This is a genomic window from Streptomyces sp. PKA51 (genome assembly GCF_057552455.1).
The window spans coordinates 109,116-125,417 of the sequence record NZ_BAAJPZ010000009.1; the positions used below are offsets into that span (position 1 = coordinate 109,116).

Genomic DNA, 16,302 nt, shown 5'->3' on the forward strand with positions numbered 1-16,302 from the left:
TGTTCAACCGGAGCGTCTCTCCGTTTATTCCGGCCGCATCCCGATCCCGTCAAGTCCCTCTCGTGAGCGGCAGGTTCGCCCTTATCGTGGGCGGAGGTACACCCACAGGTAACCGCTAGGGGGAGACCGTGGCGCTCAGGCACGAGCCGACCGCACCGTTCCACGCGGTCCAGCACGCCCTGCGCGTGCTGGAGACGGTCGCCAGGCACACCGGCGGCATCGACGAGGCCCAGCTCGCCCGCGAGACCGGGCTGCCCGCGACCCACCTGGCCCGCCTGCTGACGATGCTGCGCCGCGAGCAGTACGTGCGGCGCACCGGCGACGGCGGCTACGTCACGGGCGAGGCCCTGGTCCTGCTCGGCGCCGGGTACGACCGCAAGACCGCGCTGGAGCGCAAGCTGCAGCACTCGCTGTCGAAGCTGCGCGACACGGTCGGCGCGGCCGTCTACCTCAGCAGCTATGTGGACGGCGAGCTGCGCATCACGCAGTACGCGGACGGCCCGCGCACCCCCAAGGTCAACGAATGGGTCGACTTCCGGGCGGCCGCCCACGCCACCGCGCTGGGCAAGTGCCTGCTCACCCAGCTCGACCACGACGGCCGGCGCGACCACCTCTCCCGGCACCGCACGGCGCGCCTGACCTCCCGGACGATCACCAACGAGAAGGTGCTCTTCAGCAAGCTGGACGCGCACCCGGCGAGCGTGCCCGTGCTCGACCTGCAGGAGTACGCGGTGGGCACCGTGTGCGCGGCGGTCCCGATGACCGCGGGGCGCTCGGTCGGCTCCCTGGCGCTGTCCCTGCCGGTGCGACACGCGCACCGGCTGCGGGAGGCGGCGGAGACGCTCAGCCGGCACGCCGCGCCCCTGCTGCTGTCCATGGCGCTGTGAGCCGCGCGAAGCCCTGAGCGGACCGGGGCGCGCGGGGCCGGTGGGACAGGTGGTTCGGAGCACCCCCGGACATCAGGTAGAGTTTTCTCTGTCAGCAGGCGCCGCTAGCTCAGTTGGTTAGAGCAGCTGACTCTTAATCAGCGGGTCCGGGGTTCGAGTCCCTGGCGGCGCACAGACAGACGAAGGCCCTCACCACACGGTGGGGGCCTTCGCCGTAGTACGGCCGCAGAAGCGGACACCCACGGAAAGGAGCAGCGCGTGTCGCCCACGGCACAGTGGCAGCGCCCTGCCCCGCTCGCCGTGCTCCTGCTCCTCCTGGCCGTCGTCCTCGCGCCCCTCGCCGGCGCGGCCGCGCCCGGCGCAGGCGCTTCCGGCGGGCCCGCCACGGCGCGGGCCGCCTCCGCGGTCCGTACCCCCGAGGCCGTCCCCGTGGCGGACCTCCGCGCGGACACCTCCTCCCCCGGCGGCTCCTGCCGTCAGCAGGACGCCCCGCCGGGCGGCATCCAGGCGGCCGTCGCCGCCCCGCACGCCGATCCCGTCACCTGCCCGGCCGGTGCCCGCGGCACCGTGGCGCAGGACCGGGCGCCGCGGACCGGGGGCGTGCGCGCCCCGCCCGCTCCCCCGGCCGGCGCCACCGGCCCGCTCCCCGTCCTACGGATCTAGACCGCCCTGCAGCGGCCCGCCGCCGGGCCGCGCTCCGGCACGCCCAGATCCCGTACGACCCAGGGAGTCACGTTCCCCATGTCCGCACGCATTTCCACGCTCTCCCGCCGGTGGGCGGCCGTGGGCGCCATAGTCGCCCTCCTGGTGGCCCTGGTGGCCGCCGGTATCGCCATCGGCAAGGGTTCCTCCGGCGGCTCCGGCTCGCATGCCTCCGCCGACCCGCAGCCGGCCTACGACCCGCAGCAGGCCACCTACGACAAGCTCGAACAGGCCACCAGCCGCCGGAAGCAGGGCGACGCGCTCGCCGTCGGCAAGCCGGACGCACCCGTCGTGCTCGTCGAATGGGCCGACTACCAGTGCTCCTACTGCGGCCGCTTCACGCGTGAGACGCAGCCCGAGCTGATCAAGAAGTACGTCGACGCCGGCGTCCTGCGCATCGAGTTCCGCAACTTCCCGATCTTCGGCAAGGACTCCGAGCGGGCCGCCCGCGCCTCCTGGGCCGCCGGCAAGCAGGGCCGCTTCTGGCAACTGCACGACCTGCTGTTCGCCGAGCACCGCAAGGGCGACGCGCTGGCCGAGGACAAGCTGGCCGACCTGGCCCGCTCCGCGGGCGTGACCGACCTGGAGAAGTTCCGCGCCGACCTGGGCAGCGACGAGGCCGCGGCAGCCGTGAAGAAGGACCAGGAGGAGGGCTACTCCCTGGGCGTGCAGAGCACGCCCTCCTTCCTCGTCGGCGGCCGGCCGCTGGCGGGCGCGCAGCCGCTGAAGGAGTTCGAGGCGGCCATCGCGCAGGCCAGGGCCGCGAAGGAGGCGGCCGCGGCATCCGGGAAGGCGGGCCGGTGACCGACATCGGCTACCTCGCCGCCTTCCTGGGCGGCGTCCTCGCCCTGGTCAGCCCGTGCAGCGCACTGCTGCTGCCGGCGTTCTTCGCCTACTCCCTGGCCACGCCGGGCCGGCTGCTCGCCCGTACCTGCGTGTTCTACCTCGGGCTCGCCACCACGCTCGTCCCCCTGGGGGCGGCCTCCTCCACCGCCAGCCGGCTCTTCAACGGCCACCGCGAGCTGCTGATCACCATCGGCGGCTGGACGGTGATCGCGCTGGGCGCGGCCCAGATCCTCGGCCTGGGATTCGCCTCCCGGCGGGCGCAGCAGGCGGCGGGCCGGATCACGCCGACGTCGGCGGCCTCCACGTTCCTGCTGGGCTGCGTGTACGGGCTGGCCGGCTTCTGCGCCGGGCCGATCCTGGGCGCCGTGCTGACGATGACGGCACTGCACGGCAACCCGGTGCACGGCGCCTCGATGCTGGCCGTCTACGCGCTGGGCATGGCGCTGCCGCTGTTCGTGCTGGCCCTGTTCTGGGAGCGCTTCCGGCTGGGCGGCCGGGCGTGGCTGCGCGGCCGGGAGCTGCGGCTGGGCCGGCTGCGGCTGCACACCACGTCCCTGCTGTCGGGGCTGTTCTTCATCGGGATCGGGGTGCTCTTCCTCGGCTGGGGCGGCACGACCGCGCTGCCCGGACTGGTGGACGACGCGTCCGATTCCCGTCTGCAGGAACTCGCCACGCGGGCGGGCGGCGCGGTGCCCGACTACGCGCTGCTGGCCGTGGTCGCCCTGGTCGTCGCGGGCCTGCTGGCCCGGTACGCGCTGCGGCGCGACCCCGCCGAGCAGCAGCGGGACGGCGACGGCGGAGCGGGCGGGCCGTCCTGACGGCGCGCACTCCGGCGCCGGGGCGCGGCCCCGGCGCCGGAGGCGGGCATCAGAACTGCACGTCGGAGCAGGCGTAGAACGCGTTGCCCGTGTCGGCGATCGTCCAGACCGCCAGGATCAGCTGCTTGCCGCTCCGGCCCGCCGGGATCGTGGCCTGGTGGGTGACGGTGGCGTCGGGGACGCGACCGCCGTAGGGCACGGTCAGGAACGGCTGCAGGTCGAGGTCGGCGCGGGTGAGCGGCCGGCCGGGCCGGTAGTGGTCGTTGGTGAGGTAGTAGCGGAAGTCCGTGGTCGCGTGGCGGGCGGTGAGCCTCCAGCGGAACGTGTAGCTGCGGCCCGCCGTGACCCGGGTGGCGGGCCAGGTGCCGTCCCGCGGGTCGTCGAGCTCGGCGAAGCGGCTGTTGCCGCCGGCACAGAGCGTGCCGTCGGCGGGGCCGTGGGACGGGAAGCCCTTGGGGCCCTCGACGGACTGCGGCTCCCACTGGATCTCGCCGCAGTCCTCCACCGCGCCCTGGGCGCAGAAGGACTGGCGGCTGGTGGGTGCGTCGGTGTAGCCGTGGCTGCCGGCGCTGCCGGCGGGGAAGAGGGAGATGCAGGCGACGCTCAGGCCGATGATCGTCGCGCTGATCTTTTTGCGCATACGTCACTCCTCGCGAACGTGGGGGGTTCTGTGAGACGAGTGGAACGCGGTCTAGACCAACACGGAGGCTAGTACCGGCCCGTAGTCATGTCCAGGCCAAAAAGGCGCCCTTGACGGACGCCGCCGCCCCCTGCCCGATCACGCCACGCACCGTGACCGGGCAGCCGGACCCGAACCCCTCAGCCGCACCCCGCGGCATCGTCCGAACAGGTGACGTGCGCGTCCGCCTCCTCCTCGCCCGGCAGGACCTGCGCCGGACCCGCCCACACCACCCGCCCGTAGAGCTGCGGCGGGTAGTACGCGAAGGTCGAAACCCGGACGCGCGTACCGGGCCGGGCCGCCTCGATGTAGCGGCCGCCGCCCGCGTAGATGGCCACGTGGTGCACCCCCGAGGCCCTGCCGTCGGTCGACCAGAAGACCAGGTCGCCGCGGCGCAGCGCGCTGCGCGCAATGGGCCGGGTGGCGCGGTACTGGTCGGCGGCCAGGCGCGGCAGCCGCACGCCCGCGCGCCGGTACGCCTGCTGGACGAGGCCGGAGCAGTCCCAGCTGCGCGGCCCCTCGGCGCCGAAGACGTACGGGTCGCCGACGTGACGCAGCGCGTAGGCGACGGCGGGCTCCAGGTCGGGGGCGGCGGGCCGGCTCCCGGCGGGGGCGCCGGCGCCCTCGGCGGCACTCTCGCCGGCGTCCTCGGCGGCGCCCTCCGCACCCGCCGGGGCCGCCTGGCGGCCCGCCTGCCGGTCCGTCTCGTGGTCCGTCTCGTGGTCCGCCTCCTGCCCGGCGTCGCCGCGGGGGTCCTCGTCGGTGCCGTGCCGGACGTCCTCCTGGACGGCCGTTCCGGCCTCCGATCCCACGCCGGGCGACGGGTCCGACGGTTCCGCTGCCGCCGCGACCGGGCCGGCACCGGCGATCACGGCCGCTCCGACGGCGGCGACCAGCGCCCCGCGCGCCGGATGCCGCCGGGCGCGGGCGGGGCCTGCGGTGGATATGTCCTCGGGTGCGTCCTCGGCCATCTCGCTGCCACCTTCCCCTCACGAGGATCAGGAGAAAACTTTCGCCTCGTTCGCCACAGCTTCCCAGCGGTCGCACGGAACCGCATGCCGCACGACGATTACCCTACGTAAGGGAAATCTCCGCATAAATGGACAGAACGCCCGCCCTGCCGGCGTGTGTCCGACGAGAACGGCCGGGCGCGGGCCGCCGAGCGGCATCCGGGGTGGTCGGAAGCACCCCCGGACGTCAGGTAGAGTTTTCTCTGTCAGCAGGCGCCGCTAGCTCAGTTGGTTAGAGCAGCTGACTCTTAATCAGCGGGTCCGGGGTTCGAGTCCCTGGCGGCGCACGCGAGACTCAGGGCTCCTCACGCACGTGAGGAGCCCTGAGTCGTTGTGCGCGTCCCGCGCGTCACGAAGGCACAAGCGTGTCAGATGTGACCACTTTTCTTCCGTTTCTCATGCTTCATGGGCATCTTCGTTCGACGCACCACTTTGCCCGCTAAGCACCGCGTTTCACCCTTGCGATCATGACCTTGGGTCCGAGATCCTGAAACGCACGTCTTCGCCCAATATCACTGGGAAATCCGTGAGTTGGGCGGGGGCGAGGGGGGCCGGGGGGCCCACGTACGGCACGTACACACGCAGTCGCATGCGTGCGGGGGGAATGACTATGACGTCGACGCCTGCCGGTGCCCGGCAGCAGAGATCCGTTTCCGCACCGCCCGAGGGGGTGCTCGTGCCCGCGCCGGCCCGCTCGCCGGACCGGCCGCGGCGCACCGGCCCGCCGGGGCGGACCTCCCCGCCGTACCGCCGCAAACCCCTGCCCCGCTACGACTACGAGCACTACAGCCGGCTGGCCGGCCCGCTGAGCCGGCCGCCCGAGGGGCCCGGCCCCTACCGCGTCCGCTACCGCAGCCTGCTGGCCGACGAGCCGCACCGGATCCAGGCCGCGCTGCTGCTCGGAGCGGCGCCCGTCGTCTCGCTGGGCCTGCTGATCTGGCTGATGCAGCCCGCGCACTGGACGCAGCGCGACCACGCGAGTGCGCTGATGCGGTCCCTGGACACGGTGATGCTGGTGTCCATCGGGCTGATCGAGCTCTTCCGCACACTGAACGTCGTCTCCAACGCCCACGCCACCCTGGTGGCCCGGGATCCCATACCGGTGGTGCCCGAGTCGGGCACCAAGGTCGCCTTCCTGACGTCCTTCGTGCCCGGCAAGGAGCCCCTGTCCATGGTCACCAAGACCCTGGAGGCGGCCGTGCGGGTCCGCCACCGGGGTCCCGTGCACGTCTGGCTCCTCGACGAGGGCGACGACCCCGAGGTCAAGGCGGTCTGCGAGCGGCTGGGCGTACGGCACTTCAGCCGCAAGGGGATCGAGAAGTGGAACACGCCCAAGGGCCCGCACCGGGCTCGGACGAAGCACGGGAACTACAACGCCTGGCTCGACGCGCACGGCGACGACTACGACTTCTTCGCCTCCGTCGACACCGATCACGTGCCGCTGCCCAACTTCCTCGAGCGCATGCTCGGTTACTTCCGTGACCCGGATGTCGCTTTTGTCGTTGGACCGCAGGTGTACGGGAACTACGACACGGCGGTCACCAAGGCCGCCGAGAGCCAGCAGTTCCTCTTCCACGCCCTGATCCAGCGCGCCGGCAACCGCTACGGCGCCCCCATGTTCGTCGGCACCAACAACGCCGTGCGCATCTCGGCCCTCAAGAGCATCGGCGGCCTGTACGACTCGATCACCGAGGACATGGCCACCGGCTTCGAACTGCACCGGCACCGCAACCCGGCCACCGGTCGCAAGTGGCGCTCGGTCTACACCCCCGACGTCCTCGCCGTCGGCGAGGGACCGAACGCCTGGACGGACTTCTTCACACAGCAGCTGCGCTGGTCTCGGGGCACGTACGAGACCATCCTCAAGCAGTACTGGAAAGGGCCCTTCACCCTCGGGCCGGGTCCGTTCCTCAACTACACGCTCATGGTCATCTACTACCCCATGACCGCGATCAACTGGATGCTCGGCGCCCTGAGCTGCACGCTCTTCCTGGGCCTCGGCGCCTCCGGCATCTCGATCGACTCCGAGATCTGGATGATGCTCTACAGCGACGCCGCCGCCCTCCAGATCGGCCTGTACATCTGGAACCGCCGGCACAACGTCTCCCCGCACGAGCCCGAGGGCTCCGGCGGCCTGGCCGGCATGGTGATGTCCGCGCTGTCGGCGCCCGTCTACGCCCGTTCGCTCATGGACGCCGTGCTGCGCCGCAAGAGCCGCTTCGTGGTGACGCCCAAGGGCGACTCCGCCAGCCCCGACACACTCTTCGGCACCTTCCGCATCCACCTGTTCTTCCTGGTGGTCTTCGGCGGCTCGCTGGTGGCCTCGTTCGTGCTGGGCCACACCCATGTGGCAATGCGCACCTGGGCCGTGCTCGCCCTGGTGATCACCGTGGCGCCCATCGTCGCCTGGCGCTGGGGCCTGCACCGCGCCCGGCCCGCCGAGGAGGCCGCCCGGTGATGCGCCTGCGTCCGAGCCGCCGCACCCGGCGCACGGCCCTGGGGGCCGCCGCCCTGATGGCGCTGGCCGGCATGAACGGCCCGGCCCTGTGGGGCTACGCCGCGCACCAGTACCACGACTACAAGATCAACCAGCCGGCCTACAAGGCACGGAACGGCCACTGGGACGTCGTGGACGTGCCCCGCGAGTACCGCATCAACACCATCCACGCGGCCCTGCTGCACACCGGGAAGGTGCTGCTGGTCGCGGGATCGGGCAACAACGCCGCGAACTTCAAGGCGAAGACCTTCCGCACGGTCCTGTGGGACCCGCGCACGAACACCTTCAAGAACATCCCCACGCCCAAGGACCTCTTCTGCGCCGGCCACACCCAGCTCGCCGACGGCAAGCTGCTGGTGGCCGGGGGCACCCAGCGCTACGAGAAGCTGGAGGGCGACGTCACCAGGGCCGGCGGCCTGATGGTCGTCCACAACGAGAACCCCGACAAGCCGATGACCTTCCCCGCCGGCACCCGCTTCACCGGTAAGGACAACCACAAGACCTTCGAGTCCAAGGACGCCGTTCTCGTGCCGCGGGCCCGCAAGACCGGCGAGGGCGACCAGGTCAAGGTCACGGCCAGCACGGCGCGCGTCTACGTGGAGGCCCTCGGCAAGGGCGCGGAGTACGAGACGGGGACCACCGACAACTACCGCATCGAGGGCCTCACCGGCGAGGACGCCCGCAACGCGTACGGCATCGCCAACAAGCTGTCCTTCGACAAGAAGGACTTCCAGGGCATCAAGGACGCCTTCGAGTTCGATCCGGTCGCCGAGCGCTACATCACCGTCGACCCCATGCAGGAGGCCCGCTGGTACCCCACGCTGACCACCCTGCAGGACGGCAGGGTGCTGTCGGTGTCCGGGCTGGACGAGATCGGCCAGGTCGTCCCCGGCAAGAACGAGATCTACGACCCCGCCAGTCGCACCTGGCGCTACCTGCCCACCGAGCGCTTCTTCCCCACCTACCCCGCCCTCTTCCTCGCCGACCGGGGCCGCATCTTCTACACCGGCTCCAACGCCGGCTACGGACCGGCCGACAAGGGCCGCACCCCGGGCCTGTGGGACCTGGAGACCAACGACTTCACCGAAGTGCCCGGCATGAGCGACCCGGACCTGCTGGAGACCTCGATGTCGGTGCTGCTGCCGCCCGCCCAGGAGCAGCGCTACATGGTCCTCGGCGGTGGCGGGGTCGGGGAGAACCGCAGGTCGACGGCGAAGACCCGGATCGTGGACCTGCGCGAGGACAATCCCCGCTTCCACGACGGTCCCCGGCTGTACGCCAAGGTCCGCTACCCCAGCAGCGTCATCCTGCCGGACGACACCGTGCTGACCACCAACGGCTCCGGCGACTACCGCGGCCGCAGCGACTCCAACATCCTCAAGGCCGAGCTGTACGACCCGGCCACCGACACCACGCGCGCGGTGGCCGACCCCCTGGTGGGCCGCAACTACCACTCGGGCGCCCTGCTGCTGCCGGACGGACGGGTGATGACCTTCGGCTCCGACTCGCTCTTCGGAGACAAGGCCAACAGCAAGCCGGGCACCTTCCAGCAGCAGATCGACCTCTACACCCCGCCCTACGGCTTCCGCGACGACCGGCCGGAGTTCAAGGACACCGAGCCGAGGACGGTGAAGCTCGGGGAGCAGAGCACCTACCGCACCAGCGATCCGCGCAGGATCGCCCGGGCGCGGCTGATCCGGCCGGGCTCCTTCACCCACGTCACCAACAACGAGCAGCGCTCGATCGCCCTGGACCTCGCGCGGACGGACGGCGGCGTGACCGTCACCGTCCCCAAGGACCCCTCCCTGGTGCCGCCCGGCTGGTACATGCTGGAGGTCGTCGACGACGAGGGCACCCCGTCCGAGGCGGTTTGGGTCAAGGTGCCGGTCGCGGAGGAGTTCGCCCCGGAGTCGCGGGAGGAGTGACGCGCGCGACGCCCACCGACCGGCGCCGGTCAGTGGGCGTTGCGGGCCAGCTCCAGGGCGTACGGCTCCCACCACTTGCCGGCGTCCGGGCCGCCCCGGCAGGCCCCGTCGGACTCCCCCGGCCGCTTGACCCACAGGAAGGCGTCCACCAGGGCGTCGCCGGTGCGGACGGTCGGGGGGTCGCCGAGGGCGCGGCCCGCGGGGTTGCACCATGCCTTGTCGTGGTCGCCGGAGAGCGGGCCGTTGCCGTTGCGGCTGGTGTCGATGACGAAGTGCTTGCCGCCCAGCAGCTCCGACAGGCGGTGGCCGTAGTCCTTGCTGGCGTCCGTGGTCTGGAAGTTGGAGACGTTCAGGGCGAAGCCGTCGGCCCGGTCGATGCCGGCGCGGCGCAGCGGCTCGGCCATCCGGTCGGCGGGGGTGACCCAGCTGGGGTTGCCGGCGTCCAGGTAGACCTTGGTGTGCGGCAGGGCCTTGAGCCTGCCGACGGCCTCCTTCAGCAGGGCGTAGCGCTCCTCGTGGAACTGCTGCGGGGTGCAGCCGTCCTCCATGTGCGGCAGCGCGTCGGGTTCGAGGATCACCGTGGCCCGGCGGTCGCCGATGCCGCTCGCCGCCTTCTCCAGCCAGGCCCGGTAGGCGTTGCCGTCGGCGGCGCCGCCCCGCGAGTACTGGCCGCAGTCGCGGTGGGGGATGTTGTAGAGCACCAGCAGCGCCTCGCGGTCGGCGCCCGCGGCGGCCTCGGTGAAGCCGCGCGTCTGTCCGTCGGGGTCGTCGGGGCCCACCCATTCGGCGACCGGGCGGGCGGAGATCTTCTGCAGCAGGGCGGCGTCGTGCGCATTGCCGTCCTTCATCAGGCGCACGGCCGCGCGGGCCGCCGTGCCGTCCGGGTTCACCCAGAAGGGGGTGCGGTCCTTGGGCAGCTGGGAGGGCGGGCGCAGGGAGGCCGCGCCCGTGGCCGGGCCCTCGTCGGGGGAGGTCGAACAGCCCGCGGCGGCCAGCAGCACGAGCACCGCCGCCGTACCCCGGGCCACCGCCGCCCTGCGTCCCCGGCGCGGGCGGCCGGACCGACTGCGGTACATCCACTCCCCCTTGGGTGTACTGCCTGTGGAGGTGACGTGCCAACGTGCCTGGGCCCTGCGGGCCCCGTCCATGCTGGCACAGGTGCACCCCCGTGCGGGGGCGGTCCCGGTACGACACGGGGCGCGTCGCCCTCCCGGGCGACCGGCCGGGAGGGCGGCCCTCACGCCGGCCGACCGGCGGCGGAGGCGGGCTCGACGACGCCCGTCAGGTAGGCCGAGACGACGAGGTTGGCGGTGTAGGAGGCGGCGTCGTGGTCGTAGGTGCCGCCGCAGGTGATCAGGCGCAGTTCGGCGCGGCCCTTCTCGCGGGGGCCGTAGACCTTGGCGGCGTCGAAGCGGTCCTTGCCGTAGACGGAGACGTCCTCGACCGTGAACTCGGCGATGGAGCCGTCGGCCCGGGCGATGCTCACCTTCGCGCCGCGCTTGAGCTCGCCGAGCCGGTAGAAGACGGCCGGGGCGCGGTCGGTGTCCAGGTGGCCGACGAGGACGGCGGCCCCGGCGCTGCCGGGCTGGGGCCCGTCCCGGTACCAGGAGACGGCACCCGGGCGGTCGTAGGGGGGCGGGTCCACCGCGCCGAGCGGGTTCAGGCCGTGCTCCTCGATGGGGGCGCGCACGTTCATGGCCTTGATGGCCAGGCCCTGGGGGCGGGCCCCGGCCAGCGGCGGGTGCGCCGGGGGCAGCTCGCTGGGGGCGGGCCGGCCCACGGCGGCGACGTCGCCGGTGGTGGTGTCGCCGGCGACCGGCACCTCGGTGATGTCGCGGCCCCACAACCACAGGGCGGCCAGCAGGGCGGCCCAGGCCACGCCGGTCAGCAGGCGGCCGGTGCCGCTCGAACGCGGAGAGGGGGCAGACATGGCAGCCGTTCGCCTCCCGCGCCCCTAGCGCCCGGCCGCGTCGGTTCGCCGCCGGTACCAGATCAGCCCGCCGGCGATGGCCGCGGTCGTGCCGGCGAGGACGAGGCCGGCGGTGTCGGGCCGCTCGGGCGCCGGCACGCTGCCGCCGCCTCCGGCGGGCACCGGGGCGACCGGCGAGGCGTGCGGGTGCGCCCGGTCGCGGCCGGTGGCGTCCCCGAACCCGTCGTCGTCCTCCTCGTGCCCGCCGTACCGGTCGTGGCCGGTGCGCTCGTCGTGGTCCGCGCGCCCGGCGGCGAAGAGGTCGTCGTCGTCGGGGTCGTCGTGGGGCGTGGTGCCGCGGTGGGTGTCGACGACGGTCAGCCGGCCGTCGGCGGTGGCGTCCGTGCCGGCGCAGGTCACCTTCACCGGGTAGGTGCCCGGGCGTACCGCCCGGCGGATGGTGGCCTCGGCGAACAGGCCCGTGGTGCCCTTGGCGAGCCGGGCGTCGGTGACGAACGCCTCGGAGGAGGCGGTGCCGCGCTCTCCGGCGCAGCCGGAGACCCGCAGCCGCACCTCGCCGCCGGGCCTGCCGGAGACCGGGGCGAGCTGCAGGGTTCCGGAGCGCAGGGCGGGACCGTCGTGGGCGTGGGCGGGGCCCGCGCTGACGGCGAGGGCCGCCGTCACGGCTCCGCAGAGGGCGAAGCGGACTGCATCCATGGTGAACCTCCTGTCATCCAGAGGTTCACCCGGTGCGGTCCGCCGCCGCATCCGGACCGTAGTCCTATTGCTCCATCCGGTGATCGGCTCAGCCGACCGGGCGGCGATCGGAGCAACGCCGGCGCGCCGGCGGGGATCCGTCAGATCAGCTCGACGAGGTCGGCGATGGAGTCGACGACACGCGAGGGCCGGTAGGGGAAGCGGTCCACTTCCTCGGGCCGGGTCAGCCCGGTGAGCACCAGGAAGGTCTCCATGCCGGCCTCCAGGCCGGCGCGCACGTCGGTGTCCATGCGGTCGCCGATCATCGCGCTGGTCTCGGAGTGGGCGCCGATGGCGTTGAGGCCGGCGCGCATCATCAGCGGGTTCGGCTTGCCGACGAAGTACGGCTCGGCGCCGGTCGCCTTGGTGATCAGGGCCGCGACGGAGCCGGTGGCCGGCAGCGGGCCGCCGGCGGAGGGGCCGGTCTCGTCGGGGTTGGTGGCGATGAACCGCGCGCCCTGTTCGATCAGCCGGATGGCCTTGGTGAGCGCCTCGAAGGAGTACGTCCGGGTCTCGCCGAGCACCACGTAGTCGGGGTCGGAGTCGGTCAACACGTAGCCGATGTCGTGCAGGGCGGTGGTCAGGCCCGCCTCGCCGATGACGTACGCGGTGCCGCCGGGCCGCTGGTCGTCCAGGAACTGGGCGGTGGCCAGCGCGGAGGTCCAGATGTTGGGCACCGGCACCTCCAGGCCGATGCGCCGCAGCCGGGCGTGCAGGTCGCGCGGGGTGTAGATGGAGTTGTTGGTCAGGACGAGGAAGGGCTTGCCGGACTCCCGGAGCCGGTTGAGGAAGGTGTCCGCACCGGGGATCGGGATGCCCTCGTGCATGAGGACACCGTCCATGTCGGTGAGCCAGGACTCGATCGGCTTGCGCTCTGCCACAACGGACTCCTGCCGTGCTCGCGCCCCGGGGCGGGGGCCTGCTGACAACCGGAACGGCACCACTCGTGCGCCGTCCCGGCACCCCCAGCCTAATCAGTCGCCCCTCGGGCATCAGCGCCGCAGCCGGCGGCCCCCGAACAACAGTCCGGCACCGGCGACGAGCAGGACGCCGGAGACCGCGCCCAGGCCGAACATCAGCCGGGCGTCACCGGTGTCGGCGAGCCCGCCGGCCACCGGCGTTCGGACGGCAGTACCGCGCGGGGACGGCGCCGGCGCAGCGGGGCCTCCGTCACCGGCACCGACGGCGAAGGCGTAGTCGCCGGACTCCCCCACCCACGCGCCGTCCGTGCCGCGCCGCTGCACGGTCGTGACGTTGGCGGTCACCGGCCCCTCGGGGGCGTCGCCGGAGAAGCCCAGGCGCACGGGCACGACGAGCGTGCCGTGGCCGGGAACGGCGAAACCGGACTCCAGGACCCCGACGTTCTCCGCCTCGTCGGTCCGCTCGAAGCGCACCGGCTGCCAGCGGGAGTGCGCGGTGTCGTAGAAGTCCAGGTGGAAGTGGCCCGGCTGCAGGGCGCGCCGGCGGTCGGCCAGGACGGCGACGGGGTGGACGTCCCGGCACGCGTCGGCGGTGGTGTTGTGCAGCTCCAGCCGCCAGGTGGCGGGCACCCCGCCGCGCTCGTACGCGGCCGGGCCGCCGATCAGGCGCGAGGTGATGGGGAACTCGGTGCTGCGCGGGTCGCCGCAGTGCAGCCCGGGGGTGTCCGCGGACGGGCGCGCCGCGCCGGTCGCGGCGCCGAGCGCGAGGACGGCGGCGCCGACGAGAAGGGCACGCCGCAGGCGTCGTGGAGGCATGTGAGGGAACCTCCCACGGTGCCCGCGGCACCGGAGGGCGGAGCGGGGGTTTACACCCGACTGGCCGTCAAACGCCGCTCATCGGGGCGATGATCGCATCATCCGGGCGGGTGGCCGGCCCGAACAGCGGAGCCAGCACCGACTCGGCCGCCCCCTCGGCGACGGTGCGCTCCCCGGCGGGCGCGACGGCCACCGCGACGGTGGCCGGCACCTCGGCCCGTACGCCGCGCAGGTAGACCTCCGGGTCGGCCAGGACCGTACGGCCGCCCAGCACGACGCGGTCGACGTCGAGGAGCTGGACGAGGTTGGCGGCACCGGTGCCGAGCAGGCGCGCGGCCTGCGCACGGTCGCCCGCGGCGACCGCGCGCAGGCACAGCACCTCCAGGCAGCCGCGGCGGCCGCAGGCGCACGGGGGCCCGTCGAGCTGCAGCACCTGGTGGCCGAACTCGCCCGCGCCCGTCCTCGCACCCCGGTGCACCGCCCCGCCGAGCACGAGACCGGCGCCCAGACCGGTGCCGAGGTGGAGATAGGCGAAGGAGCCGCCGGGCCGCGCCGTGCGGCGGGTGAGGCCCAGGGCGGCGGCGTTGGTGTCCTTGTCGAGGACGACGGGCAGCCCGAGCCGCTCGCGCAGCGCCTCCCGCAACGGGAACCCGTCCCATTGCGCGAAGCCGGTCACCCTGCCGAGCACTCCGAGCCGGTGATCGAGCGGCCCTGGCACGGCGACGCCGACGCCGAGCACCTCGTTCGCGGGCAGTCCGCCCGCCGGGGGCGCCCCCGGCGACAGCCGGGGGAGACACGGGCGGGCCCGGACCGGCCCACCGGCCCGCGCCGCCCCCACCGCACCCGCGACGGCCCGCACCTCCTCCGCGACAGCGGACAGCACGGCCTGCGCTCCCGCCCCGAAGTCCAGCCGCGCCGTCCGCACGGCGCACACCGCCCCCGCCAGATCCACGAGCACGGCGGTGACCGCGTCCCGGTCCACCTGCACCCCCACCGCCAGTGCAGCGCCTGCCACCAGCCGCAACGCCGCCGCCGGCTTGCCTCCGGTCGAGGCGCGGCGGCCGGCGTCGGCGGCCAGTCCTTCGTCCCGCAGCCGGGCCGTGATCTTGCTGACGGCCTGGGGCGTCAGCCCCGTGGCGGCCGCGAGTTCCGCGCGGCTCGCCCCGTGCCCGCCCGCGTCGCGCAGCAGCCCGAGCACGACCGCCGTGTTGTGGTCGCGCAGGACGGAGAGGTTGGCCCCAAGATTGCTCACGGGCCCATTCTCTCCCGCGTTTGCACTTACGCAACGCTGTTGCCAAAGTGGAGCCCATGGACCATCCCTTCCGCGTCGGCCTCCTCGGCTACGGCCTCGCCGGCTCCGTCTTCCACGCCCCGCTGGTCGCCGCCACCGACGGGCTCGTCCTCGACACCGTGGTCACCGCCAACCCCGACCGCCGCGACCAGGCGCGCGCCGAGCACCCCGGCGTCCGCGTCGCCGGCACCGCCGACGAGCTGTGGGCCCGCGCCGGCGAGCTCGACCTCGTCGTCGTCGCCACCCCCAACCGCACGCACGTCCCCCTCGCCCGCGCCGCACTCGACGCCGGGCTGGCCGTCGTCGTGGACAAGCCGCTGGCCGCGACCGCCGCCGAGGCCGAGTCGCTGGCCCGGCTGGCCGAGAGCCGGGGCCTGCTGCTGAGCGCCTTCCAGAACCGCCGCTGGGACAACGACTTCCGTACCGTCGCCAAGCTGATCGACGACGACGCGCTCGGGCAGGTCCAGCGCTTCGAGTCGCGCTTCGAACGCTGGCGGCCGCACCCGAAGGGCGGCTGGCGGGAGTCCGGCGACCCGGCCGAGGTCGGCGGGATCCTCTACGACCTCGGCAGCCACCTGGTCGACCAGGCGCTGACCCTCTTCGGCCCGGTCGCCTCCGTCTACGCCGAGGCGGACGTGCGCCGTCCGGGCGCGGAGACCGACGACGACACCTTCGTCGCCCTCACCCACACCGGTGGCGTCCGCTCGCACCTGTGGATGAGCGCCACCGCCGCCCAGCTCGGCCCCCGCTTCCGGGTGCTGGGCAGCACGGCGGGCTATGTGAAGTACGGCCTGGACCCCCAGGAGGCCGCCCTGCGCGAGGGCCTGCGCCCGGGCACGACGCCGTCGTGGGGTGTCGAGGCGGAGTCGGCCTGGGGCCGGCTGGGCGCGGGCGAGTCCCCCCTCACCGGCGGCGGCGAACCGGTGCGCACCCTTCCGGGCGACTACCCCGCGTACTACGCCGCCGTCGCCGAGGCCCTGCGCACGGGCGGCGAACCGCCCGTCACGGCCCGGGAGGCCTCGGCCGCGCTGCGGGTGCTGGAGGCGGCCAGGGAATCGGCCGCCAAGGGCACCACGGTCACGCTGGACCCCCTGCCCGGCGCCCCGTAAGGGGCGCGGGGAACTGCGCGATCGGCCACCGACGACCCGCAGGTGACGGGCCTCCCCGGGGCACGGGTGAAGCTGCGGCACTCCCTCTGCGGGCGCGTCGTGACTTGTCGCCCCCACGCGCGGCAGCCGCAGATCGA

The 16,302-nt window shown here is 73.6% G+C and carries 15 protein-coding genes and 2 tRNA genes; 9 read left to right on the forward strand and 8 right to left on the reverse strand.

The features are described from left to right. Nucleotides 1-128: 128 nt before the first annotated feature. The 5 genes from AC27L3_RS16140 to AC27L3_RS16160 all read left to right on the forward strand — a co-directional run bounded on the left by AC27L3_RS16140 (nucleotide 129) and on the right by AC27L3_RS16160 (nucleotide 3,253). Nucleotides 129-887, forward strand: a complete 759-nt coding sequence (locus AC27L3_RS16140; protein ID WP_487234703.1) for an IclR family transcriptional regulator — start codon at nucleotides 129-131, stop codon at nucleotides 885-887. Nucleotides 888-985: 98 nt separating this feature from the next. Beyond that, nucleotides 986-1,059, forward strand: a tRNA-Lys gene (locus tag AC27L3_RS16145). 86 nt (nucleotides 1,060-1,145) lie between these two features. Beyond that, nucleotides 1,146-1,550 (forward strand): hypothetical protein, encoded by a 405-nt coding sequence (locus AC27L3_RS16150; protein WP_487234704.1) that lies wholly within the window; start codon nucleotides 1,146-1,148, stop codon nucleotides 1,548-1,550. Nucleotides 1,551-1,628: 78 nt separating this feature from the next. Beyond that, a complete protein-coding gene (locus AC27L3_RS16155; protein WP_487234705.1) occupies nucleotides 1,629-2,393 on the forward strand; it encodes a DsbA family protein in 765 nt (254 codons plus the stop codon). After that, nucleotides 2,390-3,253 (forward strand): cytochrome c biogenesis CcdA family protein, encoded by an 864-nt coding sequence (locus tag AC27L3_RS16160; protein WP_487234706.1) that lies wholly within the window; start codon nucleotides 2,390-2,392, stop codon nucleotides 3,251-3,253. Before AC27L3_RS16155 ends, AC27L3_RS16160 begins: the two co-directional genes overlap by 4 nt. 49 nt (nucleotides 3,254-3,302) lie before the next feature. Here the strand turns inward: AC27L3_RS16160 and AC27L3_RS16165 are convergent, their stop codons facing one another. Both AC27L3_RS16165 and AC27L3_RS16170 read right to left on the reverse strand, forming a co-directional pair. Next, complete coding sequence (locus AC27L3_RS16165) at nucleotides 3,303-3,893, reverse strand: lytic polysaccharide monooxygenase auxiliary activity family 9 protein (protein ID WP_487234707.1); 591 nt, start codon at nucleotides 3,891-3,893, stop codon at nucleotides 3,303-3,305. A 179-nt stretch (nucleotides 3,894-4,072) separates the two neighbouring features. Further along, complete coding sequence (locus tag AC27L3_RS16170) at nucleotides 4,073-4,903, reverse strand: C40 family peptidase (RefSeq protein WP_487234708.1); 831 nt, start codon at nucleotides 4,901-4,903, stop codon at nucleotides 4,073-4,075. Nucleotides 4,904-5,155: 252 nt separating this feature from the next. Between AC27L3_RS16170 and AC27L3_RS16175 the strand changes: the two genes are divergently transcribed. From AC27L3_RS16175 to glxA, 3 genes are all read left to right on the forward strand, one after another. After that, nucleotides 5,156-5,229, forward strand: a tRNA-Lys gene (locus AC27L3_RS16175). 323 nt (nucleotides 5,230-5,552) lie between these two features. Next, a complete protein-coding gene (locus AC27L3_RS16180; RefSeq protein WP_487234709.1) occupies nucleotides 5,553-7,400 on the forward strand; it encodes a glycosyltransferase family 2 protein in 1,848 nt (615 codons plus the stop codon). Further along, nucleotides 7,400-9,364, forward strand: a complete 1,965-nt coding sequence (gene glxA, locus AC27L3_RS16185; protein WP_487234710.1) for a radical copper oxidase GlxA — start codon at nucleotides 7,400-7,402, stop codon at nucleotides 9,362-9,364. The genes AC27L3_RS16180 and glxA overlap by 1 nt, the downstream gene beginning before the upstream one ends. 29 nt (nucleotides 9,365-9,393) lie before the next feature. On the opposite strand, the gene AC27L3_RS16190 is transcribed toward glxA, so the two are convergent. From AC27L3_RS16190 to AC27L3_RS16215, 6 genes are all read right to left on the reverse strand, one after another. After that, on the reverse strand, nucleotides 9,394-10,440 hold the full coding sequence (locus AC27L3_RS16190) for a glycoside hydrolase family 6 protein (protein ID WP_487234711.1): 1,047 nt from the start codon (nucleotides 10,438-10,440) through the stop codon (nucleotides 9,394-9,396). Between the two features lie 161 nt (nucleotides 10,441-10,601). Further along, complete coding sequence (locus AC27L3_RS16195) at nucleotides 10,602-11,294, reverse strand: class F sortase (RefSeq protein WP_487234712.1); 693 nt, start codon at nucleotides 11,292-11,294, stop codon at nucleotides 10,602-10,604. A 24-nt stretch (nucleotides 11,295-11,318) separates the two neighbouring features. After that, nucleotides 11,319-11,990 carry a hypothetical protein gene (locus AC27L3_RS16200; protein WP_487234713.1) on the reverse strand — a complete coding sequence of 224 codons (672 nt, stop codon included), beginning with the start codon at nucleotides 11,988-11,990 and terminating at the stop codon, nucleotides 11,319-11,321. A gap of 140 nt (nucleotides 11,991-12,130) precedes the next feature. Then, nucleotides 12,131-12,910: an HAD-IIA family hydrolase gene (locus AC27L3_RS16205; protein WP_344434496.1), complete on the reverse strand. Its 780-nt coding sequence runs from the start codon at nucleotides 12,908-12,910 to the stop codon at nucleotides 12,131-12,133. A 111-nt stretch (nucleotides 12,911-13,021) separates the two neighbouring features. Beyond that, on the reverse strand, nucleotides 13,022-13,765 hold the full coding sequence (locus AC27L3_RS16210) for a hypothetical protein (RefSeq protein WP_487234714.1): 744 nt from the start codon (nucleotides 13,763-13,765) through the stop codon (nucleotides 13,022-13,024). A 67-nt stretch (nucleotides 13,766-13,832) separates the two neighbouring features. Then, nucleotides 13,833-15,017 carry an ROK family transcriptional regulator gene (locus tag AC27L3_RS16215; protein WP_487234715.1) on the reverse strand — a complete coding sequence of 395 codons (1,185 nt, stop codon included), beginning with the start codon at nucleotides 15,015-15,017 and terminating at the stop codon, nucleotides 13,833-13,835. Between the two features lie 56 nt (nucleotides 15,018-15,073). Here AC27L3_RS16215 and AC27L3_RS16220 point away from each other — a divergent pair, with 56 nt between their 5' ends. After that, entirely contained in the window at nucleotides 15,074-16,165 is a 1,092-nt protein-coding gene (locus AC27L3_RS16220; RefSeq protein WP_487234716.1) for a Gfo/Idh/MocA family oxidoreductase, read from the forward strand. The last annotated feature ends 137 nt before the right edge of the window (nucleotides 16,166-16,302 follow it).